Source organism: Paenibacillus sp. FSL K6-1096, from assembly GCF_037977055.1.
Classification (GTDB): domain Bacteria; phylum Bacillota; class Bacilli; order Paenibacillales; family Paenibacillaceae; genus Paenibacillus_AQ.
This window is the reverse complement of the sequence record NZ_CP150274.1, coordinates 2,207,876-2,232,686: the sequence shown is the minus strand read 5'-3', so window position 1 is coordinate 2,232,686 and position 24,811 is coordinate 2,207,876. Positions and strand designations below refer to the sequence as shown.

Annotated in this window: 20 protein-coding genes; 19 read left to right on the top strand and 1 reads right to left on the bottom strand. The window is 45.4% G+C overall.

Annotation, left to right across the window (positions count from 1 at the left end):
• Positions 1 to 20 precede the first annotated feature (20 nt).
• Entirely contained in the window at positions 21 to 1,484 is a 1,464-nt protein-coding gene (locus MHI24_RS09735) for a spore germination protein (RefSeq protein ID WP_340025431.1), read from the bottom strand.
• Positions 1,485 to 1,668: 184 nt separating this feature from the next.
• Between MHI24_RS09735 and lonB the strand changes: the two genes are divergently transcribed.
• The 19 genes from lonB to MHI24_RS09640 all read left to right on the top strand — a co-directional run bounded on the left by lonB (position 1,669) and on the right by MHI24_RS09640 (position 24,781).
• A complete protein-coding gene (gene lonB, locus MHI24_RS09730) occupies positions 1,669 to 3,378 on the top strand; it encodes an ATP-dependent protease LonB (protein ID WP_340025430.1) in 1,710 nt (569 codons plus the stop codon).
• Between the two features lie 218 nt (positions 3,379 to 3,596).
• Complete coding sequence (gene lon / locus MHI24_RS09725) at positions 3,597 to 5,987, top strand: endopeptidase La (RefSeq protein WP_340025429.1); 2,391 nt, start codon at positions 3,597 to 3,599, stop codon at positions 5,985 to 5,987.
• A 12-nt stretch (positions 5,988 to 5,999) separates the two neighbouring features.
• Positions 6,000 to 6,665 carry a ribosome biogenesis GTP-binding protein YihA/YsxC gene (yihA, locus tag MHI24_RS09720; RefSeq protein ID WP_340025428.1) on the top strand — a complete coding sequence of 222 codons (666 nt, stop codon included), beginning with the start codon at positions 6,000 to 6,002 and terminating at the stop codon, positions 6,663 to 6,665.
• A 24-nt stretch (positions 6,666 to 6,689) separates the two neighbouring features.
• Complete coding sequence (locus MHI24_RS09715) at positions 6,690 to 7,283, top strand: non-ribosomal peptide synthetase module (protein WP_340025427.1); 594 nt, start codon at positions 6,690 to 6,692, stop codon at positions 7,281 to 7,283.
• Between the two features lie 102 nt (positions 7,284 to 7,385).
• Positions 7,386 to 8,168, top strand: coding sequence for a CpsB/CapC family capsule biosynthesis tyrosine phosphatase (locus tag MHI24_RS09710; protein WP_340025426.1), 783 nt, complete (start codon positions 7,386 to 7,388; stop codon positions 8,166 to 8,168).
• Between the two features lie 87 nt (positions 8,169 to 8,255).
• Entirely contained in the window at positions 8,256 to 10,283 is a 2,028-nt protein-coding gene (locus MHI24_RS09705) for an S-layer homology domain-containing protein (protein WP_340025425.1), read from the top strand.
• Positions 10,284 to 10,388: 105 nt separating this feature from the next.
• Positions 10,389 to 11,165 (top strand): Wzz/FepE/Etk N-terminal domain-containing protein, encoded by a 777-nt coding sequence (locus MHI24_RS09700; RefSeq protein WP_340025424.1) that lies wholly within the window; start codon positions 10,389 to 10,391, stop codon positions 11,163 to 11,165.
• Positions 11,146 to 11,832: a CpsD/CapB family tyrosine-protein kinase gene (locus MHI24_RS09695; RefSeq protein WP_340025423.1), complete on the top strand. Its 687-nt coding sequence runs from the start codon at positions 11,146 to 11,148 to the stop codon at positions 11,830 to 11,832. Before MHI24_RS09700 ends, MHI24_RS09695 begins: the two co-directional genes overlap by 20 nt.
• A 42-nt stretch (positions 11,833 to 11,874) precedes the next feature.
• Positions 11,875 to 13,710: a nucleoside-diphosphate sugar epimerase/dehydratase gene (locus tag MHI24_RS09690; protein WP_340025422.1), complete on the top strand. Its 1,836-nt coding sequence runs from the start codon at positions 11,875 to 11,877 to the stop codon at positions 13,708 to 13,710.
• Between the two features lie 18 nt (positions 13,711 to 13,728).
• Positions 13,729 to 14,409 carry a hypothetical protein gene (locus MHI24_RS09685; RefSeq protein WP_340025421.1) on the top strand — a complete coding sequence of 227 codons (681 nt, stop codon included), beginning with the start codon at positions 13,729 to 13,731 and terminating at the stop codon, positions 14,407 to 14,409.
• A 2-nt stretch (positions 14,410 to 14,411) separates the two neighbouring features.
• Positions 14,412 to 15,449, top strand: coding sequence for a copper amine oxidase N-terminal domain-containing protein (locus MHI24_RS09680; RefSeq protein WP_340025420.1), 1,038 nt, complete (start codon positions 14,412 to 14,414; stop codon positions 15,447 to 15,449).
• 106 nt (positions 15,450 to 15,555) lie between these two features.
• The gene (locus MHI24_RS09675) at positions 15,556 to 16,176 is read left to right on the top strand and encodes a sugar transferase (protein ID WP_340025419.1); all 621 of its coding nucleotides are present in this window, start codon (positions 15,556 to 15,558) and stop codon (positions 16,174 to 16,176) included.
• 46 nt (positions 16,177 to 16,222) lie between these two features.
• Positions 16,223 to 17,089: an NAD-dependent epimerase/dehydratase family protein gene (locus tag MHI24_RS09670; protein WP_340025418.1), complete on the top strand. Its 867-nt coding sequence runs from the start codon at positions 16,223 to 16,225 to the stop codon at positions 17,087 to 17,089.
• Positions 17,086 to 17,856, top strand: coding sequence for a glycosyltransferase family 2 protein (locus MHI24_RS09665; protein WP_340025417.1), 771 nt, complete (start codon positions 17,086 to 17,088; stop codon positions 17,854 to 17,856). The genes MHI24_RS09670 and MHI24_RS09665 overlap by 4 nt, the downstream gene beginning before the upstream one ends.
• 11 nt (positions 17,857 to 17,867) lie before the next feature.
• A complete protein-coding gene (locus MHI24_RS09660; RefSeq protein ID WP_340025416.1) occupies positions 17,868 to 18,971 on the top strand; it encodes a glycosyltransferase family 1 protein in 1,104 nt (367 codons plus the stop codon).
• A 26-nt stretch (positions 18,972 to 18,997) separates the two neighbouring features.
• Positions 18,998 to 20,104, top strand: a complete 1,107-nt coding sequence (locus MHI24_RS09655) for a hypothetical protein (RefSeq protein ID WP_340025415.1) — start codon at positions 18,998 to 19,000, stop codon at positions 20,102 to 20,104.
• 1 nt (position 20,105) lies between these two features.
• Positions 20,106 to 21,443: an O-antigen polymerase gene (locus tag MHI24_RS09650; RefSeq protein ID WP_340025414.1), complete on the top strand. Its 1,338-nt coding sequence runs from the start codon at positions 20,106 to 20,108 to the stop codon at positions 21,441 to 21,443.
• A gap of 33 nt (positions 21,444 to 21,476) precedes the next feature.
• Positions 21,477 to 22,748 carry an oligosaccharide flippase family protein gene (locus MHI24_RS09645; protein WP_340025412.1) on the top strand — a complete coding sequence of 424 codons (1,272 nt, stop codon included), beginning with the start codon at positions 21,477 to 21,479 and terminating at the stop codon, positions 22,746 to 22,748.
• Positions 22,745 to 24,781: a heparinase II/III family protein gene (locus tag MHI24_RS09640; RefSeq protein WP_340025411.1), complete on the top strand. Its 2,037-nt coding sequence runs from the start codon at positions 22,745 to 22,747 to the stop codon at positions 24,779 to 24,781. Before MHI24_RS09645 ends, MHI24_RS09640 begins: the two co-directional genes overlap by 4 nt.
• Positions 24,782 to 24,811: the final 30 nt, after the last annotated feature.

Genomic DNA, 24,811 nt, shown 5'->3' with positions numbered 1-24,811 from the left:
AGAGCGTTCATGCCACCCTGCTAGTTCTGCCCGAAATACTTCTTCATCGTGCGCCGGGATAAGCGGATGAAGGTATCCTTCTGGCTCTGCCAGCGGACAGGAGCGAAGGAGGTCATGTAAGGGATGCCCATAGATTCGAGGCTGCATAGATGCAGTCCCAGAATAATGAGCGCAATAATCATCCCGAATAGGCCGAAGGAGGCAGCAATCACCATCAGAACAAACCGCAGCATCCGCACAGAGATCCCCACATTGAAGGCAGGCAGAGCGAAGTTGGCAATCGCTGTAATGGAGACGACGATGACCATGGCCGCCGAGACGAGTCCTGCATCAACCGCTGCCTGACCAATGACCAGCGTTCCGACGATAGACACGGACTGGCCGATGGATTTGGGCAGACGGATGCCGGCCTCACGCAGAATTTCGAAGGTAATCTCCATGATGAAGGCTTCAAGGAACGCCGGAAAAGGAATCCCCTCACGCTGCCCGATCAGACTGATCAGCAGGGTGGTCGGAATCATCTCCTGATGGAAGGTAGTGATAGCAATATAGAAGGAAGGGGTCAGCAGGGCGATAGCAAAGCAGAAGAACCGCAGCAGCCGGACAAGGCTGGCAAAATCACTCCGCTGGTAATAATCCTCACTGGACTGGAAGAACTGCACCAGCAGCGCAGGAACCACCAGGACAAACGGGGTGCCCTCTACGAGTATGGCGATCCGGCCTTCCAGCAGTGCGGAGGAGGCAGAATCCGGGCGCTCCGTATTATAGACGGTCGGAAAGGGGCTGTAGCGCCGGTCCTGAATCATCTCTTCGATGTAGTTGCTCTCCAGCACACTGTCGAGCTTAGCCGCATCCAGCCGTCTGCGCAGCTCCTGCAGCACATCGGGATCGGCAATGCCTTCGATATACATTACAGCGATATTGGTCTGGGTCTGCTCTCCCAGCTTCCGCTGTTCAATCCGCAGCTTGGGGTTCTGAATTCTCCGCCGGATCAGCGCGCTGTTCTCCCGCAGGGATTCGGTGAAGCCTTCGCGCGGCCCCCGTACCACCGACTGGGAGACGGCATCCTCCACCGCCCGCTGCTTCAGCGCTTCTGTGCCGGCAGACAGAGCCCTGCCAAGCCCGTTAATGTAGATGACCGAATTGCCGGCCAGGAGCTCGGTCTCTATCTCTGTATAATTAGTAATCCCTCCAACCTTGCCGAGGGAGAGCGTCCGTTCCTGCAGCAGCTTCAGACAGGTGTCCGGCTGCGGCTCGCTTATGCTATTGAAATACCCGGCGTCTTCATGAATGGCCATCATCAGCGCTTGTGGGTCCGCCATTCCTTCAATATATACAACCACTGCGGACAAGGGTCCCAGTGTAATGAACCGGTAGATGATATCTGTGCTTGTACCCAGGCGTGCTTGTATTCCTTCTATAAAAGCGGATAAAGAGTCCGGCAGCTTCTCCTGCGGCGAGCCTGCATGCTCTAGCTGTGTCATATCAATTCGCCTCCTTTCATCCCGTATAGTCTCTCCGGTTGGGGAACAACGTATGCAATAGATAGCCCGGCAGGGCGGGGCGGTTCCTGTTTTTTTGACGCCGGAGTTTACGAATGGTTGAAAAGGCTATACTACCTAGTAGTAGCTCGGAACAGATAGACGGAAGGATACAGGAGGGTGACCTATGGAACTAAGTATATTGCTGATGGTCGTGCAGCTCTTTTTCGCGCTGGTCATCGGCGTTTATTTTTGGAATCTGCTGCGGGGGCAAAAGACGAACAAGACGGCGGTGGACCGGGAATCGCGCAAGGAGCTGGAGAAGCTGCGCAAGATGCGTATGATCTCGCTGACCAAGCCGCTCTCGGAACGGACCCGCCCGGCTTCCATTGATGATATTGTCGGCCAGAAGGACGGGCTGCGCGCACTGAAGGCGGCGCTGTGCAGCGCGAATCCGCAGCATGTCATCATCTACGGGCCGCCCGGGGTGGGGAAGACGGCAGCGGCGCGGGTTGTCATGGAGGAAGCGAAAAAAAGTGCGCTGTCCCCGTTCAAGCGCGATGCCAAATTCACGGAGATCGACGCCACTACCGCCCGCTTCGATGAACGGGGAATTGCCGATCCGCTGATCGGCTCCGTGCATGATCCCATCTACCAGGGGGCGGGAGCGATGGGCGTGGCCGGTGTGCCGCAGCCGAAGCCCGGCGCGGTAACCAAGGCACACGGCGGAATTCTGTTCCTGGATGAGATCGGGGAGCTGCATCCCATCCAGATGAACAAGCTGCTGAAGGTGCTGGAGGACCGAAAGGTGCTGCTGGAGAGCGCCTATTACAATTCGGAGGACAGCAATACGCCTGCGTATATCCATGATATCTTCCAGAATGGCCTGCCGGCCGATTTCCGGCTGGTAGGCGCGACTACACGGTCGCCGGAGGAGATCTCGCCTGCGCTGCGCTCGCGCTGCATGGAGATCTACTTCCGGCCGCTGCTGCCTGAGGAGATTGCGGTAATCGGGCGGGATGCGATCCAGAAGATCGGGCTGAAGCCAAGCCCGGAGGCGGTGGAGGTCGTGCAGCAATACGCCACGAACGGCCGCGAGGCGGTGAATATGATTCAGCTTGCCGCCGGTCTGGCGTTGACTGAAGGCCGCGATACGCTGAGCGCCGCAGAGGTGGAGTGGGTCGCCAGCAGCAGCCAGCTGCCGCTGCGCACCGAGCGCAAGATTCCGTCCGCGCCGCAGATCGGGCTGGTGAACGGTCTGGCTGTGTATGGGCCGGGCATGGGCACGCTGCTGGAGATTGAGGTCTCAGCCTCCCCGGCTGCGGGCGGGCAGGGCCGGGTGAACATCACCGGCGTGGTCGATGAAGAGGAGACCCGCGGCGGCTCGCGCACCGTGCGGCGCAAGAGTATGGCCCGCGGCTCGGTTGAGAATGTGCTGACCGTCCTGCGCACGATGAAGCTGGAGCCGGACCGGTACGACCTGCACATTAACTTCCCCGGCGGGACGCCGATTGACGGCCCGTCAGCCGGGGTGGCGATGGCGGTGGCGATTGTCTCCGCCATCCGGCAGCTCCCGGTGGACAACAAGGTGGCGATCACCGGGGAGATCGGCATCCATGGCCGGGTGAAGCCGGTCGGCGGCGTAGTCGCCAAGGTGGAGGCCGCCTTCCAGGCCGGGGCTACAACCGTGCTGATTCCGAAGGAGAACTGGCAGTCGCTGTTCGCCGACCTTGGCGCGCTGCGGGTCATTCCGCTGGACACAGTGGAGGAAGCCTTCCGCCACCTGTTCGGCACAGACACGGCAGATATCAGAATGCCCGCCGTATCCGGCGAGACCTTCTCTTCTTCGCCTTCTCTGCTGAAGGCGGATGCATCGGGAGAGAGCCTGCCGGGATAGGGCAGGCATAGCGTATATGAATCCTCCGGCGGTGATTGCCGGGGGATTTTTCGTATGCAGCCGGCACGCGGCATAGGACGCCGGGATTGAGCGAATACTAGCGGGTGACTATGCTTAACATGCGGCAGGCGGGGCAGGGGCTGTTGGTGTTTTGATGCCGCTTTTGTTAGAATGAATGCATATGACACTACTTATGAACCATGGGAGGTGCGAAAGCGATGATACAAAGCAAATCCAAAGGTCGTCGTTTTCCTTTATTACCGCTTAGAGGTCTTCTTGTCTATCCCAGTATGGTTCTGCATCTGGATGTGGGCCGCGAGAAGTCCGTCCGGGCACTAGAGAAAGCTATGGTTGAAGATAACCTGATTCTCCTCTGCTCCCAGTCGGAAGTGAATATTGAGGAGCCGGGGCAAGAGGATATATTCCGCGTCGGAACCGTTGCCAATGTGCGGCAGATGCTGAAGCTTCCGAACGGCACGATCCGTGTGCTGGTGGAAGGCGTGGAGCGGGCAGAGATTATTCATTATACGGACAACGAGGATTACTACGAGGTGATGGCGCGCGAGCTGCCGGAGCAGGAGGATGTGGACCAGGAGAGCGACGCCCTGATGCGCAGCGTGCTGAGCCAGTTCGAGCACTATATCACCCTGTCCAAGAAGGTCACCCCGGAGACGCTTGCTGCCGTATCCGATATCGAGGAGCCCGGCCGGCTGGCCGATGTCATTACCAGTCATCTGGCGCTGAAGATCAAGGATAAGCAGGAGATTCTGGAGACGATCGATGTCAGCAAACGTCTGGAGAAGCTGCTCGACATTCTCAACAATGAGCGCGAGGTGCTGGAGCTTGAACGCAAGATCAGCCAGCGCGTGAAGAAGCAGATGGAGAAGACCCAGAAGGAATATTACCTGCGCGAGCAGATGAAGGCGATCCAGAAGGAGCTTGGCGAGAAGGAAGGCCGGGCCGGTGAAGCCGATGAGCTGCGCGCCCAGATGGAGGAGAAGAATCTCCCCGAACGGGTGCAGGAGAAGATTGAGAAGGAAATCGACCGCCTGGAGAAAATGCCGGCAAGCTCGGCAGAAGGCAGCGTCATCCGCAACTACGTGGATTGGCTGCTCGGTCTGCCCTGGAGCGAATCAACAGAGGATGACCTCGATATCCGTAAGGCGGAGGAGGTGTTGGATGCCGACCACTATGGTCTGGAGAAGCCGAAGGAACGCGTGCTGGAATATCTGGCCGTACAGAAGCTGGTCAAGGGCCTGAAGGGGCCGATTCTGTGTCTGGTAGGACCTCCGGGTGTCGGCAAAACCTCGCTCGCCCGCTCCATCGCCCGCTCCCTGAACCGCAAGTTCGTCCGCATCTCGCTGGGCGGCGTGCGCGATGAAGCGGAGATCCGCGGCCACCGCCGCACCTATGTCGGCGCGATGCCGGGGCGGATCATCCAGGGCATGAAGACCGCAGGCAGCATTAATCCGGTCTTCCTGCTGGATGAGATCGACAAGATGGCCGCAGACTTCCGCGGCGATCCGTCCGCAGCCTTGCTGGAGGTGCTGGACCCGGAGCAGAACAACACGTTCAGCGACCATTTTGTCGAGCTGCCGTTCGACCTGTCAAATGTTATGTTCGTCACCACGGCGAACGCAGTCCACAATATTCCGCGCCCGCTGCTGGACCGGATGGAGATGCTGTTCATCCCCGGCTATACGGAGCTGGAGAAGCTCCAGATTGCCAGCCGTTATCTGCTGCCGAAGCAGCGTAAGAACCACGGCCTTGAGGAAGAGCAGCTGGTCATCGGGGACGATGCGCTCCTGAAGATTGTCCGCGAGTATACCCGGGAATCCGGGGTGCGCAACCTGGAGCAGCAGATTGCCGCGCTCTGCCGCAAGGCGGCGAAGCAGATTGTGTCGGAGGAGAAGGAGCGCGTCAGCATCCTGCCGGAGGAGATCAAGGATTATCTGGGTGCTGCCAAGTTCCGCTACGGAATGGCAGAGCTGGAGGATCAGATCGGCACCGTTACCGGGCTGGCCTGGACCGAGGTGGGCGGCGATACGCTGCTCATTGAAGTGACGGTTGTGCAGGGCAGCGGCAAGCTGACGCTGACCGGACAGCTCGGCGATGTGATGAAGGAGTCGGCGCAGGCCGCCTTCAGCTATACCCGCTCGAAGGCGGAGGAGCTGGGACTGGCGCCCGATTTTCACGAGAAGAACGATATTCATATCCACATCCCCGAAGGGGCGATTCCCAAGGACGGTCCGTCCGCCGGAATTACGATTGCTACCGCGCTGATCTCTGCACTCACCAAACGGTATGTCTCCAAGCATGTGGCGATGACCGGCGAGATTACGCTGCGCGGGCGCGTGCTGCCTATCGGGGGGCTGAAGGAGAAAGCGCTGGCCGCCCACCGTGCAGGCTATAAGAAGATTCTCATGCCGAAGGACAACGAGCGTGACCTGAAGGATATCCCGGAGAGCGTGCAGGATGATGTGGAGTTCGTGCCGGTATCCCATATGGATCAGGTTCTGAAGCATGCGCTCGTAGATCCTGCTGTGAGCCATGACGCCGCGCGGAATACAGAAGAAATAAGCATTGAAGCGCCCAGTAGTGTGCATTAGAAAGGAAGTTCTATGAAGGTTAATAATGTTGAATTTGTGATTAGTGCCGTTGGCCCGGATCAATATCCTGCGGATGCCTTGCCGGAGATCGCTCTGGCAGGGCGCTCCAACGTAGGGAAGTCCTCTCTGATTAACCGGATGATTAGCCGCAAGAATCTGGCCCGCACCAGCTCTACACCGGGCAAGACGCAGCATATGAACTATTACCGTGTGAATGAGAGCATGTATTTTGTTGATTTTCCGGGCTACGGTTATGCCAAGGTCTCGAAGACACAACGCGCCTCCTGGGGCAAAATGGTGGAGAAATATCTGGCGGAGCGCGATACGCTGAAGATGGTGCTGCTGGTTGTGGACCTGCGCCACCCGCCGACCAGTGACGACAAAATGATGTTCGACTGGCTGAAGCACTATGATCTGCCGCTCTGTGTAGTGGCCACCAAAGCGGATAAGATTCCGAAGACCCGCTGGCCGAAGCATATCAAGATTATGAAGCAGGAGCTCGGTGTGCTGCCGGGGGACAGCTTCATTGCCTATTCATCCGAGCTGGGACTCGGCAAAGACGAACTATGGGAACTTATCGATAGACATACTCTACCTTCTGAAGAAGAGCTTCCGGCAGAACCGGAGGATCCGCATTCCGGGGATGAACCGCAGCATGAGGCCTCTTCCGAAACTTAAGGGTTAGTCAGGAAGAATTGAGGGATGCTTATGGCTCAGCGTCTGGCGATGGAATATGTAAATGCAACGATGCAAATGACCGAATATCAGCTCAACCAGCTGCTGCTTACCGAAGATACGCGCCATATCAGACACCGGGTCAAGGTGCTGGGTGCGGGCGAGCAGGAGCTTGTGCTGGAGGAGGCCGGGGGTGAGGAGGTCCATCTGACGTTCGAACGCAGAGGCGGCGTCTATATCGGCTCCTTGTCCTGCAGAGTGGAGAATCCTCATCTGATGAATGCAGTGCGCAAGCTATTTTTCACATACAAAGGCACGGGAACTGTAAACCGCATTTATAAGGATATTACCATGATGTATTACTATGAGGGCGGCTCGGTGCGCCGGATTTCCGAGGTTCGGCCGGAAGGCACCAAGCTGATCTATCAGCATAAGTATTCTATTACAGAGATGCAATCGATCTATAAGCGGCAGTCCGTAGAATCCGAGATCCGGCAGATCCGGCTGAAGATTAATAATCTGCTGGATGCCCGCAACCGCTGCGGAGAGGCGACGGCCATACAGGAAGTAGATGAGCAGCTTGCCGCGGCAGCTTTCCGGCTGTTCCAACTGGAAGCGTAAGTGATAATCTTTTAAAAGATGGCAATCATTTCCTAGTGAAATGGTTGTATTTTTTTGACGAAATCTATACATATCCTCTACGAAAGGACCGATAAACAACATATGATAGATATCCATAGCCACATTCTACCCTATATGGATGACGGGGCCGCTGATGTTGACGCCGCTCTCGCCATGGCGCAAGACGCCCATAACGATGGAATTTCAATTGTAGTTGCAACGCCTCACCATGCGAACGGAGTCTACATGAATCCGGCGCAGGAGATTGAAGCAGCGGTGAAAGCGCTGAACGCGAAGCTTCAGGAGGCAGGTAATCCGCTGCAGGTGCTGCCCGGTCAGGAGATCCGGCTCTACGGCGATCTGCTGGATGATCTGGAGCGGGGACAGCTGCTGACGCTGGCCGGCTCCCGGTATATGCTGCTGGAGATGCCTTCCTCGCGGGTGCCGCGCAATATGGAGGAGACCTGCCATGAGCTGATTATCCAGGGATACATCCCGGTGATCGCCCACCCGGAGCGCAATGCGGAGATTGCCGCGGACCCGTCCAGGCTGGAGAAGCTCATCGAGCTGGGTGCACTGGGTCAGCTGACCGCCCAGAGTATAGCCGGTGTATTCGGGAGTAAGCTGCAGAAGCTGTCGCTGGAGCTGTGCAGACGGCAGGCCATCCATGTCATTGCCTCAGATGCGCATGATCAGCAGAACCGGCCCTTTGGATTAAGTGAGGCTTACGGTGTGGTGAAGCGGGAATTGGGCAGCGGGGCCGTCGACTTTTTTCAGCAAAATTCGCGTTCGATTGTGACAAATGAGGAGGTCCTTCGAGCTATTCCTACTCAATCTAGCAGCAAGCGTCATAGATTGTTCGGATTTTTTTCGCGTAAAGGGTGACCTCTCGTGTTATTAATGGTAGAATGGGTATTACTGGATTCTTGCATTACTAGATATTCCAAATACATACAAAGAGGTGGATGACAAGTGACTTTGAAGAAAAAACTGGCAGTATCTACTCTAGCAGTAAGTATGGCAGCGGCATCCGTTGCCGGATTTCCGTTCAGCAGCAAGGGGCTGGCTGAGCATTTCGGAGTGAGCGTTGCTTCGGCAGCATCTGTATCCCAGGCGGATGTGAAGACGAAGGTTGAGAAGATTTATGCTCTGCTGACAGAGGATGAGAGACAAGCTCTGCTAGCTTATGAACAGGAAGCAGGGAATATTAATCTGGATACATTTAAACAGATCTTTGACCCTGTACTGAAACATCTTACCTTCCTGGATGATACTGACGTAGAAACTGCCCATGAAGCTTTCAAGAGCGTATCCAGTGTAGTCTACGATGTGTATGACAAGGATTACACGGCGATTAAGGATATCCGTTATAACGTCAAGAATGTTGAACTTGCGAAGAAGATTGCAGCTAAGGCTGGCGTAGATAATCTTACCGCTGAGGACTTCACTGAATTCTTGTTCGGCGATAAAGGCGTTGAAGCTGAACTTCGTGCATTGATCAGCAGTAAGTCCAAAGCTGATTTGATTAACCTGATCGCTAATGCTTCCAGCACCGATGATGCTCTGAATACATTGCTGAATGAAGCTATTGACAAGGTACTTAACCACAACACCGTTGAGGGTGGCCTGACTGTAAGTCAAGTAGTTTACAATCTTAATATTACCCCTGGCGATATTAAGCTCAGCCTGAAGAACCTGAATGATACAGTTCCAACTGCTAAGCCAGCAGTGAAGGCTCTTGCTTTGGCATATGTGAGAGCTTACATTAACGATGACGGAAGTAACGGCGGCAACAATGGTGGCAATGGCGGCGGCGGTGGCGGTGGCGGCACCGTAACCACTCCAGTTACGAACCCTACAGCTACACCAGGAATCTACGATGTATCCAAGCTGGTAACAATCGTAGGTAACAAGGCTACCCTGAAGCTGGTGGATGCCGATGTGTTGAAGGCGTTCGATGCACTGGTTGCAGCTAACCCTGGGAAGACTGGCCTGACTCTGACCCTGGATCTGGGTACAGTGAATGCAGCAACAGTAGAAGTGCCATTGTCCAAGGCGATCATTGAAGCAGCTAAGGCCAAAGGCATTGCCAACATTGCTATTACCTTCAACGGCCTGACCGTAACGATTCCGGTTGGACAGTTCAGCGAAGCTATTACCCTGACTGCTTCCACCGTAGCAGATACAACAGTAACCTCGGTATCCAGCCTGAAGCTGGCATCCAGCGTATATGATTTCGAGCTGAAGGTTGGCGACGTTGCTACAACTACCTTCAAGGAGCCAATTACTCTGAAGCTGCCGCTTAAGAACACAGAGGGTCTGGACCGCGAATTGCTGTCCGTAGCTAAGGTAGTCTACGGCGCCCTGCAATTCCAGGGTGGTGTGGTAGACGGTGATCACATCGTAGAACCGCGTGACACGTTCTCCTCGTATGCTGTTCTGGAGAACAAAGTGAGCTTCAAGGATATCGCAAGTGTTCAGGCTTGGGCCGGAAGACAGATCTCCGTTGTAGCAGCTAAGGGCGCAATTGAAGGCGTAGGCAACGGCAACTTCGCTCCGAAGAGCAATGTGACCCGTGCAGAATTCGCCAAGATGCTGATCCGCGCACTGAACCTGGAGAACAACTCCGCGAAGCACAGCTTCAGTGATGTAAGCTCCACAGCCTGGTATGCCCCTTATGTAGCCGTTGCTGCTGAGAAGGGAATCATCACTGGACGCAGTGCAGCACAGTTCGATCCTAGTGCAACCATCACCCGTGCGGAAATGGCAACCATGATTGCCCGTGCCGTGAAGGCGCAGAAGCCTGAAGCTGCAACCAATGCCAGCTCCCTGAGCAAGTTCTCCGATGCAGGCAAGATCGCAGCATCTCTGAAGGATGGCGTAGCCTTTGCCGCCAGCAATAACCTGGTGATCGGCAATGCCGGCAAGTTCAATCCGAACAACACAGCTACCCGCGCAGAAGCAGCCGTAATTATCTACCGCACGATCAACTTCAAGTAAGTAAATAGTATTGTGGAGAGCCTCCTCTCGTCTGTTTAGAGAGGAGGCACTTTTTTAGAACAGACTCAATGAACGATTATTGAAACTGCTTGGAGGGAAAAGCACTTGTCAGCACAAGAATTGGATCTGCGCGATTATTTCCAGATTGTCAGGAAGCGGCTGTGGATGATTGTCAGCATTGTTATTGTGGCGTGTGTTCTTGCCGGAGTCTATAGCCTGTACATCAAGAATCCGGTCTATGAAGCTTCGACGAAGATCATCGTCAATCAGACGCCTACCCAAGCCTCGGTAGCGCAGCTGGATCTCAATCAGATCAATACGAACATCCAGTTGATCAACACGTACAAAGAAATTATCAAGACCCCGGCCATCCTCGATGTCGTAGCCAAGAACTATCCGCAGTTCGGCTTGACCGCAGAGGAGATGCTGAAGAAGGTTAACGTGAGTTCTGTAAATAATACGCAGGTGATGACACTTGTCGTTCGAGATAATTCATACCAGAGAGCTGCAGAGATCGTGAATGCCATATCACTTGTGTTCAAGCAGGAGATTCCATCCCTGTTCAACGTACAGAATGTGTCCATTCTCAATGAAGCGAAGCTGAATCCGCCGGTGGCACCGGGACCGGTAGAGCCGAATGTCGTGATGAACCTGGCCATTGCCCTGATTGTCTCCCTGATGATCGGCCTTGGTATCGCCTTCCTGCTGGAGTATCTGGATGATACGCTGAAGACGGAAGATGACATCAAGAAATACCTTGGACTGCCGACTATTGCCATGATTACACGGCTTGGACAGGAAGAGACGAAGGCCACAGAGCAGCAGGCTCAGCTGCAGACCAGAAAGGCGGGAGAACTCGAACATGTCACAGCAGCCAAATAAACAACGCCATCTGATCACCGTGACGAACCCGCGCTCGCCGGTATCGGAGGCTTTTCGCGCTCTGCGCACGAATATTGACTTCTCCTCAGTGGATGAGCAGATTCAGGTCGTAATGGTCACTTCTTCCGGACCAGAGGAAGGCAAGTCCACCGTTACCGCCAACCTGGCTGCCGCCTATGCACAAGCGGACAAGAAGGTGCTGCTAATTGACGGTGATTTACGCAAGCCAACAGCGCATAAGACCTTCTCGCTGAGTAACCGCTACGGGTTGTCCTCCCTACTGTCCCAGCAAGCGGACCTGTCCGATGTCATTCAACCCTCAGGGGTGAATAACCTGTCGCTCATGACCTCTGGTCCCATTCCGCCGAACCCGGCCGAGATGATGGCCTCCAACCGGATGAGCGCAGTGCTGCAGGAGCTTCGCCAGTTATATGATGTGATTCTGATTGATACCCCGCCGCTGCTTGCCGTGACCGATGCGCAGATTGTAGCCTCGAAGAGTGACGGCGTGATTATGGTGGTCAGCTACGGCAAGGTGAAGCGGGATATCGCCGCCAAGGCCAAGGCCGGCCTGGACCGGGTCGGTGCAAGAATGCTGGGCGTGGTGCTGAACAACGTGAAGCGCAAGGCCAGTGAAGGCTACTATTATTACTATTATGGCAACTGAATATGAAACAGAGATAAAATGTTGTTTTTGGAGGCACTGAAAATGACAGCGAAAACTAGAGTGTTGCTATTATTCTTGATCGATATTGCCATCATATGGTTCAGCATCGTGACATCCTACCTGTTCCGCTTCTATAATGAGATTCCGCCGGGATATGTGGTTCAGATGGTCGTGTTCGGAATGATCTCAACCGTGGCGATTGGGGGCAGCCTGGTCTACTTCGGGCTGTATCGCAGAATGTGGCAATATGCCAGCATCGGTGAGATTATCTCGGTCTTGAAAGCTATTGTAGTAGGTTCATTAATCTCCTATGGAGCGGCCTATCTCATCCTGCCGCAACGTGTACCCCTTAGCATTGAAGTCCGGTCGATGGAGACCATTCTGCTGCTGGTTGGAGGGTCCCGCTTCTTCTGGAGAGTCTTCCGCAGTGACCGGAATAACAATAAGGATACGGAGACTCATACACTTATTGTGGGGGCCGGAGATTGCGGTATCCTGATTGCCAAAGAGATGATGGGTCCTTCCTTCGCCCATACGCGGCTGGTCGGATTCATCGACGATAGTGCAGACAAGTATCACATGTCTATCTTGGGCATCCCCGTGCTGGGCAACCGTTATGATATTCCGCGGATCGTGAAGGAGCAGGTCATTCATGAGATTATTATTGCTATGCCTTCCGTCTCCCGCACCCAGATCTCGGAGATCATCAATCTGGCCAAGGCTACCGGTGCGAAGCTGAAGATTATTCCGGCCCTCAATGACCTGATCGCCGGCAAAATCTCTGTCAAGAAGCTCCGCGATGTCAGCGTAGAGGACCTGCTCGGCCGCGAGCCGGTTGTAGCCGATATGAACAGCATCCTGGGGTATGTTCATAACAAGACCGTGCTGATCACAGGAGCAGGCGGCTCGATCGGCTCGGAGCTATGCCGCCAGATTTCACCTTTTGCCCCGGACAAGCTGCTGATCCTGGGACACGGGGAGAACAGCATCTATACCATTGAGATGGAGCTGCGCAAGAGCTTCCCGCACCTGGAGATCGTGACCGTAATTGCCGATGTTCAGGACCGGGCCAGGCTGATGGATGTGTTCCAGTGCTACAAGCCGCAGGTGGTCTTTCATGCAGCAGCACATAAGCACGTTCCCCTGATGGAGCGGAACCCTTCCGAGGCGATCAAGAATAACGTCTTCGGCACACGCAATGTAGCGGACTGCGCAGACAAATATGGCGCAGAGCGCTTCGTGCTGATCTCTTCTGACAAGGCCGTGAACCCTACCAGCGTCATGGGAGCCACGAAACGGATCGCCGAAATGTACGTACAGAGTCTTAATGTAAATAGCGCTACCAAATTCTCGGCGGTGCGCTTCGGCAATGTCCTCGGCAGCCGGGGCAGTGTTATTCCTGCCTTCAAGCAACAGATTGCCGCTGGCGGGCCTGTTACTGTTACGCATCCTGAGATGGTCCGTTACTTCATGACGATCCCTGAGGCGGTCCAGCTGGTGATCCAGTCCGGTTCGTTCGCGAACGGCGGTGAAGTCTTCGTGCTCGATATGGGCGCCCCGGTGAAGATTCTGACGCTGGCCGAAGACCTCATTACCCTGTCCGGGTATGAGCCATACAAGGATATCGATATTACCTTCTCAGGCATCCGCGAAGGCGAGAAGCTGTATGAAGAGCTGCTGACGGATGAAGAGAACCTGACCTCCACCCAGCATGACCGGATCTTCATCGGCCGGCCAGCGGTCTTCACCCAGAGCCAGATGGAGCTGGAATTCAAACGGCTGGAACGGGTAATTTTCGAGGAACCGGAAGCGATCCGTGAAGTGATTAATCAGATCGTGCCGATGCAGCCGGTCATCCAGGCAGCCTTAGCCAATTAGAGATTCGGAGGTACTGAAGTGAAACGATGGAAAAAGGTATTAATCTGGACGCTGTCGGTCATCGTGGTGTTAGGGGCCTGCGGATTATTCGCGGCCAATTATGCAGTCGACAAGCTGATGAGCTCCATGGCTACCGGCTTCGATGTGGAAGCGGAGGATAACGCCAGCGTTCCACAGGGGAAGGTAGTAGACCCTGTAGTCGCAGACAGCGATCCCACTGCCGAGCCAGCCGCTTCTGCAGATCCTGCTTCAAGCGCTGCACCGGGTAGCACTCCTGCGTCCAGCGGAGCGGGAGACCAGACTGCTGCTGGTACGGACAAGCCTGTCAACACAGCCAAGCCTGCTAGTACGCCAGCTCCGACACCCGAAGGAGTGGACGGATTAGCTCATATTTCAACGGACAAGGCTAAGGAAGTGCAAGAGAATGTTACGATCACAGATAAAGCGAATGTGGCAAGCATTGTAGCCAAGCAGCTCAGTGTATCAGATATTAAGAGATTGCAAGAGTTAGCCAAGGGCGGACTCACGAACGAAGAGAAGCGGGAAGCCCGCAGCATTATCCTCGGCAAAGTCACAGAAGAACAGTACAACGAATTAGCTCAGATTGCCAAGAAGTACGGCGTCAGCCAAGGTAAGACCCGGGATCAGATCCTGGCCGAAGAAGAACAGCTCAAAGCTAAGGAAAAAGGAAGTGAGTAAGCATGTTTAAGATAAAAGTTCCAGCCGTAGCACTGCTGACCATGGCCTTGATCGGCTGTACTCCTTTGACCGCATCAGCGCCAACTACTGTGTCAGCAGCAACTACTGCTCCTGCGGTAAAGACTGCCGCTTCGATCAAGGTGCAGAACGCAGATGTGACCCTGCTCTTCGACGGTGTGAAGCTACAGCCTCCCGCAGGACAGCATGTATTCATGTACAAAGACACTACCTATGTGCCATTACGCTTCATGTCCTATGCCTTGCAGAAGAGTGTAAGCTGGGATGCCAAGAACCTGAAGGTGACCGTGGCCGAGCCTAGCGGCTCAGAGCTGGTAGTCATTAAGGAATACCTGATGAACGCCACAGCGGATGCAGCCTTCACCCCGAAGAGTATTGTTCTGAACAATGTGAAAGCAAATTATGTATTCAATGGTACGGCTAAGGCCTTGCCTGCCGGCCAGTCCAGTTACCTGCTGAACGGCTCGATCTATGTCCCCCTAAGATTCTTATCGGAATCTGTAGGAAATTCCATTAGCTGGAATCCGAAAACAAAGACCATTACGGCAAATTCTAAGAGCTACGAAGAGAACAAGCCTACTGTAAAACCAACCGGCAACGGATCAAGCCCCTCTGCAAGTGCTACGCCAGCACCAGCCGCAACCCCAGAAGCTGGCGGAACTGCTGGTGGCGGATCAGCGGGAGCTGGAGGCGGCACAGGATCGGGCAAGGTCTCTTATGAGTCAATTACTAGCGAGACCGAAGCGAAGCTGAGCGCGTTACAGTCACAGAGCCAATCCACACTGATGGGCATTGCCTTGGAATATATTAGTGCCACAGATGCTGCTGCCAAAGAGAGCATCAAAGCGAAGGGCATCCAGCAGCTGGCTTCTTTTACAGCTTCGTTTAACAGTATAATCGCAGACGCTGAACAAAAACTAAACAACAACGGGTATAGTACAGCGATCATCGCCCAATACAGAGCGGCATTTGAGGCAGATCTGGAGAAGGGCAAAGCAATTGCTGAGGGAATAGGCAAATAAATAGTATAGACATCAACAGGTATTATGAATATATGGTTTACAGTTGTACGCGCCCTCCATTCAACTCTAACTGTAAACCATAGTAACTTAAGGACAAGGTGAGCGAATGAAGCCTTATATTATTATCAAACCTATGCTGGATTTCATATTGGCTCTAATCGGAATGCTCCTGTTATGGCCTTTTTTCTTAATTATCGCCGTAGTGATCAAGTCTACCTCCAAAGGTCCTGTCTTGTTCCGCCAAAAGCGCTTAGGCAAGCATAAGAAAGAATTCTATATTCTCAAATTCAGGACGATGCGTACGGATACACCTAGCGAAATGCCTACCCATCTGCTGCAAGATCCTGACTTCTTCATCACCAAAGTAGGCAAATTCCTCAGGAAGACCAGCCTGGACGAGCTTCCTCAGATAATAAATATTCTAAAAGGCGACATGAGCATCATAGGCCCGCGCCCGGCACTGTGGAACCAATATGATCTAATTGCTGAGCGGGACAAGTACGGAGCGAATGACATTAAGCCTGGGCTGACCGGATGGGCGCAGATTAATGGGCGGGATGAGCTTTTAATCGAATTTAAAGCAAAATTAGACGGAGACTACTTTAAACGCATTAGTTTTCAATTTGACTTAAAATGTTTTCTTGAAACAATAAAAATTGTTTTCAAACAAGAAGGAATTGTTGAAGGACAACCAACAGAACTCAATAAAAATAGTGTGGATGCTTAAGATTCTAAGTTTTTGATTTGTAAAATAAGGCGGTGAGAGACTCGACATGACTGCTACTGGACTAAAAAAAGTACTTGTGACAGGTCTAAATAGTTATATTGGAACTTCCTTTATAAAGTGGGTTGAAAATCATTATGAATCACAATCTATTCTAGTTGAGACTATTGACATGAAGGGTGAAGGATGGAGAGAAAAAGATTTATCCGTTTATGATGTTGTTTATCATGTAGCAGGTATTGCACATATAAAAGAAACAACTCTTAATGCATCCCTTTATTTTAAAGTTAACAGAGATTTAACTATTGAATTAGCTCAAAAAGCTAAGAAAAGCGGAGTTAAGCAGTTCATATTTCTTAGTTCAATGAGCGTCTATGGGATTGAAAATGGAAAGATATCTAGAGGAACGGTTCCCAATCCACAATCTAGCTATGGTATTTCAAAATTGCAGGCTGAGGAACAAATTATGAAGCTTCAAGACAATGAATTTAAAGTAACAATTGTTAGGCCACCAATGGTTTATGGGGAGAATTGTAAGGGGAACTATACGAAATTAGCAAAACTTGCAATGAAACTTCCTATATTTCCTAATGTAGATAATAAAAGAAGTATGATTTATATTGATAATCTTTCGGAGTATATCTTTCATTTAATAAATGATAATGCTTCAGGTATATTTCTTCCACAAAACACAGAGTATGTTAATACTAGTGAAATGGTGAAATTAATAGCAGAGGCCAACGGAAAAAAAGTGAAATTTATAAAGGTTTTTAACTTTTTGATAAAAATTTCCAAAAATAAAATCAAGACAATTAACAAGTTGTTTGGAAGCTTAATATATGAACCTATTGATATTTTTGAATACAGTATAAAAGACTTCAAAAAAACCATTTATTTTACGGAAAGAGGCAAATGAAATTGCAAGTATTAGTAAGTATAATTATGCCAGCATATAATTGCGAGAAATATATTGCTCAAGCAATCAAATCTGTATTAACACAAACCTATTGTGATTTTGAATTAATAATCATTGATGATTATTCAGATGACAAAACAGCAGAAATAATAGAAATGATGTGTAAAAGAGACAGTCGTATTAAAATGATCTTTAATAAAAGAAATTTGGGTGTATCTGCCACGAGAAGCTTAGGAGTTTCCTTGGCTAATGGAGAATGGATTGCTTTTATTGATAGTGATGATTGTTGGGAAAGAAACAAACTAGAAAAGCAATTAGCATATACAGCTACTAATAATGCGGAATTTGTTTTTACAGGTTCTTCATTTATTGATGAGCGGGGTAATCCGTATAACTCGATTTTTGAAGTACCAAATAGAGTGAGCTACAAACAGTTACTTAAACAAAATGTAATCTCATGTTCTTCTGTTCTTATTAAGAAGAAGTACATGGAGATGTTTAGTATGAACAATGATAATACACATGAGGATTACAGTGCATGGTTACGAATCTTAAAAATACTTCCTTTCGCTTATGGAATTAATGAGCCTTTGTTGATTTACAGAATTACTAGCACATCAAAATCAGGAAATAAGCTGAAATCGTTGATCATGGCTTACAGAACCTATCGTTATGTGGGTTTAAATGTGATTTATTCTAGTTACTATATGAGTTGGTACATTGTGAGAGGTATTCGTAAATACAAAAAAATTAAGCGAAAGGAGTAGACGGCTAAACAATGGAGAGAGTTCTTCATGTCGTTTCAACTATTGGTATTAATAGTGGGGTTATGAGTTTTTTGATGAGCTATTATCGCAATATAAATAGAGAAGCAATACAATTTGATTTCTTGTTTTGGATAGATGAAGATAATAATTATGCTGAAGAAATACGGGAGCTTGGGGGGGAAGTTTATAAAATTCAAAAGCCCGGATTTTCACGGGCTGCTTTAAATAGCCTACTACTATTTTTTAAACAAAATAATGGTTGTTACAAGATAATGCATTTGCATGAGGTTTACTTAAATATGATAGTATGCCCTGTAGCTCGTAAGTATGGTTTTATACATATTATCTCTCATTGTCATACAACCAAGTATTCAGATAAATGGATCAACTCACTTCGAAATAGAGTATTATGCATTCCTTTAAAAAGAAATGTAGATGAGTTCTACGCCTGTTCAGAAAATGCAGGTGAATTTTTTTACGGGAAAGAAAAATTAAGGAATGGAAAAGTACAGATTATTAACAACGCAATAGATTTCCAAAAATTTAGTTTTGATATTGAAAAACGTAAATGTATTCGAGAAAAGATGAAATTAGATAATAAGTTTGTGGTTGGACATATCGGCCGTTTTAATAATCAGAAAAACCATGAATTTTTAATTGATATCTTTTGCGAAATTTATAAAAAAAATAATAAAGCTGTACTTTTACTAGTAGGTACAGGTCCGCTTGAGGAGAAAATAAAAGAAAAGGTACAAAAAAAATTACCTAAAAATATTGTTTTTTTCTTAGGGCAAATTAACAATATTAATGAGATTTTACAGGGCATTGATGTATTTATTTTACCATCTTTGTTTGAGGGTTTAGGAATTGTATTGATTGAAGCACAAGTATCTGGGTTGAAATGCATTGCATCTGATGTTGTCCCAAAAGAAGCACAGATTACAGAGAATATTAACTTTTTAAGTCTGGAATTAAGTGCTGAGAAATGGGCTAATACTGCTATAAGTAATACAATCGAAAGTAGATATATTGAACGCAAAGAAGTCTCAGAATCGGGATTCGATATTTATATAGAGGCGGAAAAATTGGTTAATCGCTATTTAAATGTAATTTAGTGTTATTTGTTTCAAGGAGGTAAAACATGAAGAGAATATTAATTGTTACTCATTGGTATTTTCCAAGAAATGTTCCAAGAGCTTTTCGTGCGAAAGAGTTAGTGAATGAATTTAGAAATAGAGGATTTTTAGTTGATCTTGTTGTGGGAGACTATAAGCAATTTATTCTTCATAAAGATTATAATCAAAATGATTTTGAAAAAAAGGATGTTAGCAATAGTAATTCTGCTAAGCTCTCAAATAATCCGATTCTATCAAAGTTAAAAGATATTTTCAATTTCTTTCTTGGAGATAGATTTTTTGTGACATCTGGTTTTTTTGTGTATAAAAATATAGATGTTGAAAAATATGATTCTATCGTATCAATTGGTCTACCCTTTTATATAAATTTTATAACAGCGCTTAAAATAAAAAAAATAAAGAGCACTAAATGTATAAGTATATCTGATTGGAGTGATCCGTTCTTTAAAAGTGGTGACACTAAAGTAGCTTTTTATTTTAAAGCGTTACAGAAATATGCATGTTCTGCAGTGAATTATATAACAATTCCTACAGAAAATGCTTTGTATTATTTTGAAAATTATACTGATAAAAATAAAATAAAGGTTATTCCACAAGGTTTTAACTTTGAAAATGTCAAATTAGAGGAGTATAAAAAAAATAAAAGAATTACATTTGCTTATGCGGGGATATTCTATAAAGAAATACGAAATCCAGAAAAGTTGTTAAATGCATTATCAAAAATGAATATCGATTTTCTTTTTGTAATGTATACTATGACGCATGGAGCAGTCTATAATGATGTCTTGTTACCTTACAAAAAAATTCTTGGAGATAAACTCGAGATTAATAGTTTAATTCCAAGAGAAGATTGCATTACAAAATTGAGTAGTATGGATTTTTTAATAAACTTGGAGAACAGCACTTCGAATCAGGTTCCTTCTAAGCTTGTGGACTATGCGCTTACCAATAGACCTATTTTATCTATAAAACATGATGAGATATCAACAGATATTATATATTCCTTTTTTAAGGGGGATTACTCAACTGCTTTGAAAATTCCTCTTGAAAAATATAATATAAAAAATGTATGTCAACAATTTATTGATTTGGTAGAGGGAAACGAGGACTAGAATGAATACGTTGAAAAGAGAAGGGAAGCTAGTAAAGTATTTTACTTTAAATATGTTTTTATATCGCCTCTCACTAGATTTTCTTTATGTGACAGTTCTAAATGAATATCATGAAAAAAGTATATTGTTATCAAGAGGGATTTTTCACTTAGAAATAAATCAAATAAAGTACGGAATATCTTTAATAATATTTTTGATCGCAACGGTATTTGTGAATAAAAGTATATTAAAAACAACCAATAAAGCTTCAGAAATTCTGACTTTGGGCTTATTTGTTATTAGTTTTGTTCCAACTATTTCTTTGTTTGGATTAGCAAATCTTGAATATGAGTTTTTATATAATTTCATTGCTTTTTGGACGGTTTTTCTTAGTTCAGTATACTTTTTCTGTGGGAAGAAAAAAAAAATAACGTTTAAACGTAATTTCAAATTAAATAATAAATCCAAGTATTTTGTTTGGTTAATACTCGTATACATTTTTTGCTTGGGAGTATTTATTATTTCTTATTTAATTAATGGATTGAAATTAAATTTAACTTTAGACTCAACAAAGATATATGAGTTAAGGAGTATGGCTAAGAGTCAAAATTTAGGTTCGACAATAGATTATTTTAGAAACAATGCAATGTATATTATAGTTCCTTTCGCAGGAGTATATTTTTGGCAAAAGAAGAACTGGTTTTTTCTAATTACTTTGATTTATATCCAATTACTTTTATATAGCATTGATAATCAGAAAGCAGCATTATTTATTTTGCCGGTTTCCATAATTGCTTACTCATTCTATAAAAAATTTATATTTGAATTATTACCTCTGCTATTAACTTTACTAAACATCCTTATTTTTATTGAAGCTTTGTTTAATAAAACTTCTTTTTTAGTAAGTACTATTTTAGAGAGAATGTACTATTTACCTGCCATTCTAAGTAACTGCTATTTTGAATATTTCAAAGAAATGCCTTCAGTGATTCCTTTCGTGAGCATTTTTCAAAAGGCTGGTTTTGTAAATGAATACCCCTATACATTGGGAGTACCTTATATAATTGGAAGTGTATACTTTAATAATTCAGCAATAAGTGCTAATACAGGCATGTTTGGTAGTGCTTATTCTTATGGTACATTTGGAGTTTTGTTAATCCCTTTAGCATACGGAGTCTTACTTTCCTTGCTAAATAAGGCTACAACAGGTTTGGAGGTCAAATCATATATTTCCATTTTGATCTTCTTGATTTACGCGATTACTGGAGCTACGATTTTCGTAGTTGTAAGTGTATATGGTTTCATTTTAGCTCTTATTCTGTTGTCTCTAGTTAATAATAATAGTAGATTTCAATTGTGAGACCTACAGTTAAATTTTGATTGAGGAGAAATCATGAGTACTATAATGATCAAAAAAATTAGAAATAGGATACCTAAAGATTTTTTTAATGTATTTGCTTTTGATATTTTGTCTAAAGTCTTTATGATAATAATTACTATTTTATTGATCAGGATGATGCCCCCATCTGAATATGCCAAGTTAGTACAATTCACAGCGCTTTCCAGTTTTATTTGTGGCATATTCGGTGAAGGCATCTCTCTTTCATTTATTCGCTACTCAACTGAACAATATTCCAGGACTGGAAAGTCAAGTTTTGGATTACATATGCTATCTTCAATTTTAATAATAATGTTATCCTTTTTAAGTTTGTTAATTGTTCCTATATTGTCTGGAATTTATAATACCTCTGTAACGGTTGTTGTTTTTGCAAGTTTTTATGGTTTTATATTGTCATTAATTAATATGAATCAAGGCTATTTTCAATCTAGAGAGATGTATATTAAATCAGGTATTACAAATAATCTAAGAAATGTTTTTCTTTTGGCATTTTTATTAATATTGTTGATTTTTATTGGTGAAGCAGATGGACAACAGGTATTTGTTATTTATGTTCTTTGTGGTATTCTTGCCTTCTTTTTCGGTAGCTACTCAATATATAAAGGAGTTGCATTTAAAGAACTCTTAATGGATTTTAGTAATTTTAAATTGATGCTTCATGACAGTATTGGCATTATAATTTATTTAATTATGTTAAATGTAATTAATCAAGTTGATGTTGTAATGATCTCTCATTTAATGAGTGTTGAGGATGTTGCTATTTACGGAATAGCATTTAAATATTACTCATTGCTTTTAACATTATTGCCTTCAATAAAGGCAGTTTTGAGGGTACGGACCTCAAAAAAAGAATATATAGATAATTTTACACAAAGAAAAGATTTCACATTAACTTGGTTGAAGAAGACTTGGATTTTTGTGGTTCCTTTTTCATTAATAATTATATTAGCCAGTGATTTCTTTATGCCTTTACTAAATGGAAGCCAATATGATAATTCCATAGCTACTTTTAAAATTTTGACTATTGGAGTTGGCATTAGTTATATGTTTGCTTCAAATACAAGTATTATGATGGCTGCCAAGAAATACAAAACTCTTTGTGCCCTTGCTGCCGGAGCACTTATTATTGACATAATTTTAGCTTGGATTTTAATACCTATATATGGGATAAATGGTGCTGCAATTGCCACTATAACTGCTCATACACTTATTAATGTATCTGTTACTTTTTTTATCTTGTTCGATAAAGGAGTTCATCGAAGATGAAAACTACTAAAAAAGTGATTAAAATTTTTTTCTCTTCTAACAGTGAAATTAAAAAAATTATAATTAAAAAGGTATTAGCAAAGCTGAATATGAATGGTTTTTTATATAAATATGAAAACGTTCATTACATAAAAAATAAAATTCCGAGATTTGAAAGTTTAATTGATTATAAGAAAATTAATATTCAGGATTTAGATAATAGAAAGTTAAACATATTGAGTGATCTATATATATCACATAGGTTTAACATATTGGGTAGTGGATGGGTATCGGCAGATTATAACGCAAAAGCACCAGGAATAGAGAATATACTTTATAAAACTCGCAATAAGAGACCATTCGAAAAAAAGGTAAGAGAACTAGTCGATAAGAATTATTCTCTAATTGATTGGCAAAGAGATTTAAAATCAGGATATTTGTTTAATGCTGAGGAATTTTCAACATCTTTAAAAAATCTGCCTCAGGGTGTGGATGTGAAAATGCCTTGGGAATTATCGAGGATGCACCATCTTCCTCAATTAGCAATAATGGGGGTTTTAATGAAAGATAAACGTAGTGCTTTAATCAGAGAATTTAGAAATCAAATTTATGATTTCTGCGAAAGCAATCCTTTAGGTAAAGGGGTTAATTGGATATGCACAATGGATGTATCAATTCGCATCATCAATATACTAATATCATACGATATCTTTTTACAGATAGATGAAGAAGGAACTTTGGACTTAAGTTTTAATGAATATCTTCAAACACATATAATTAAACATGGAAAGTTTATCAGAAGGAATTTGGAAATAAATATTGGTAATACAAAATTAAATGGAAATCATTATTTATCAAACCTTTGTGGATTGTTGTTTGTCTCTACTTACTTTAAAAATAAAGCGACTCAAAAATGGTTAAAGTTTGCTTCTAAAGAATTTTTAATAGAGTTTCAAAAACAATTTTTACATGATGGATCTAACTTTGAATGTTCTACTGCCTATCACAGACTAAGTGGTGAAATTTCATCCTATTCTATAGCTTTGTTATTAAGGAACAATATTACAATAGATAATGAAGTACTGGAAAAATTGAATTCTATTGCTAAATTCGCAATTTTAGTTACAAGAAATAATGGTAACATGATTCAAATAGGCGATAATGACAGTGGAAGATTGCTAAAATTAGATTTTAAACAATGTTTTCATTCTTCAAACATATCTAGAAAAAAAAGCGATGAGGCTGTTGAAGAACCATTTCTTGAAAATGAATTAAATAATGAGTCTCTTCCAGCAATGATTTTCGCAATCACTAATCTAAATGGTTTAGAAGATTATGCTGAGAAATCCCCAATTAATTTTAGCATTATGAATGCACTTATTAATCATAGTTCGATTAATTTGCAAGCTGTTCATAATTTTTCAGATTATAGTTGTAATCATAATGTGGATTTAGCGAGTCTACAACTTACCTATGAAAAAACAACAACCATTTTTTTACCTTATGAAGACATTAAACTTAATAATTCATTATCGGAGTTTTCTCCATTTTTTGGATTAGCTGTATTTAAAATTGAAGGGTTTAGATTATATGTACGTACACCAACCGTTTTAAAAAATATGCATACAGCACATGCACATAATGATTTTTTACATTTTGAAATGGATTTTGAGAATGAGAGCTATTTTTGTGATCAAGGAAGCTATATTTATACGCCTTTTATTGATAAAAGGAACCTTTTTAGGAGTGTAAGAGCTCATAATGTACCTTATCATGGTGTTGAGACTAATGATTTTGTAGATTGTTTTCATCTTAAAATTAATATTGAAGGTGAAGTTTTACAAGTAAAGAATAATTCGATTGAGTTATTGGTCTATTTCAGTAATATCATTCATTATCGAAAAATTGAATTGGACAAAAATATGATATTAATTACTGATAAAAGTAATCAATATTTTGATTATACTTGCAAAGATTTTGAATTTACTTCATCTGGGTATGGGCGGTTGTTAACTCAAGACAGTATTCATGGGCTTACTATAACAACAGAATAAACAAATTATCATTTTCATTAAAGAAAAAGG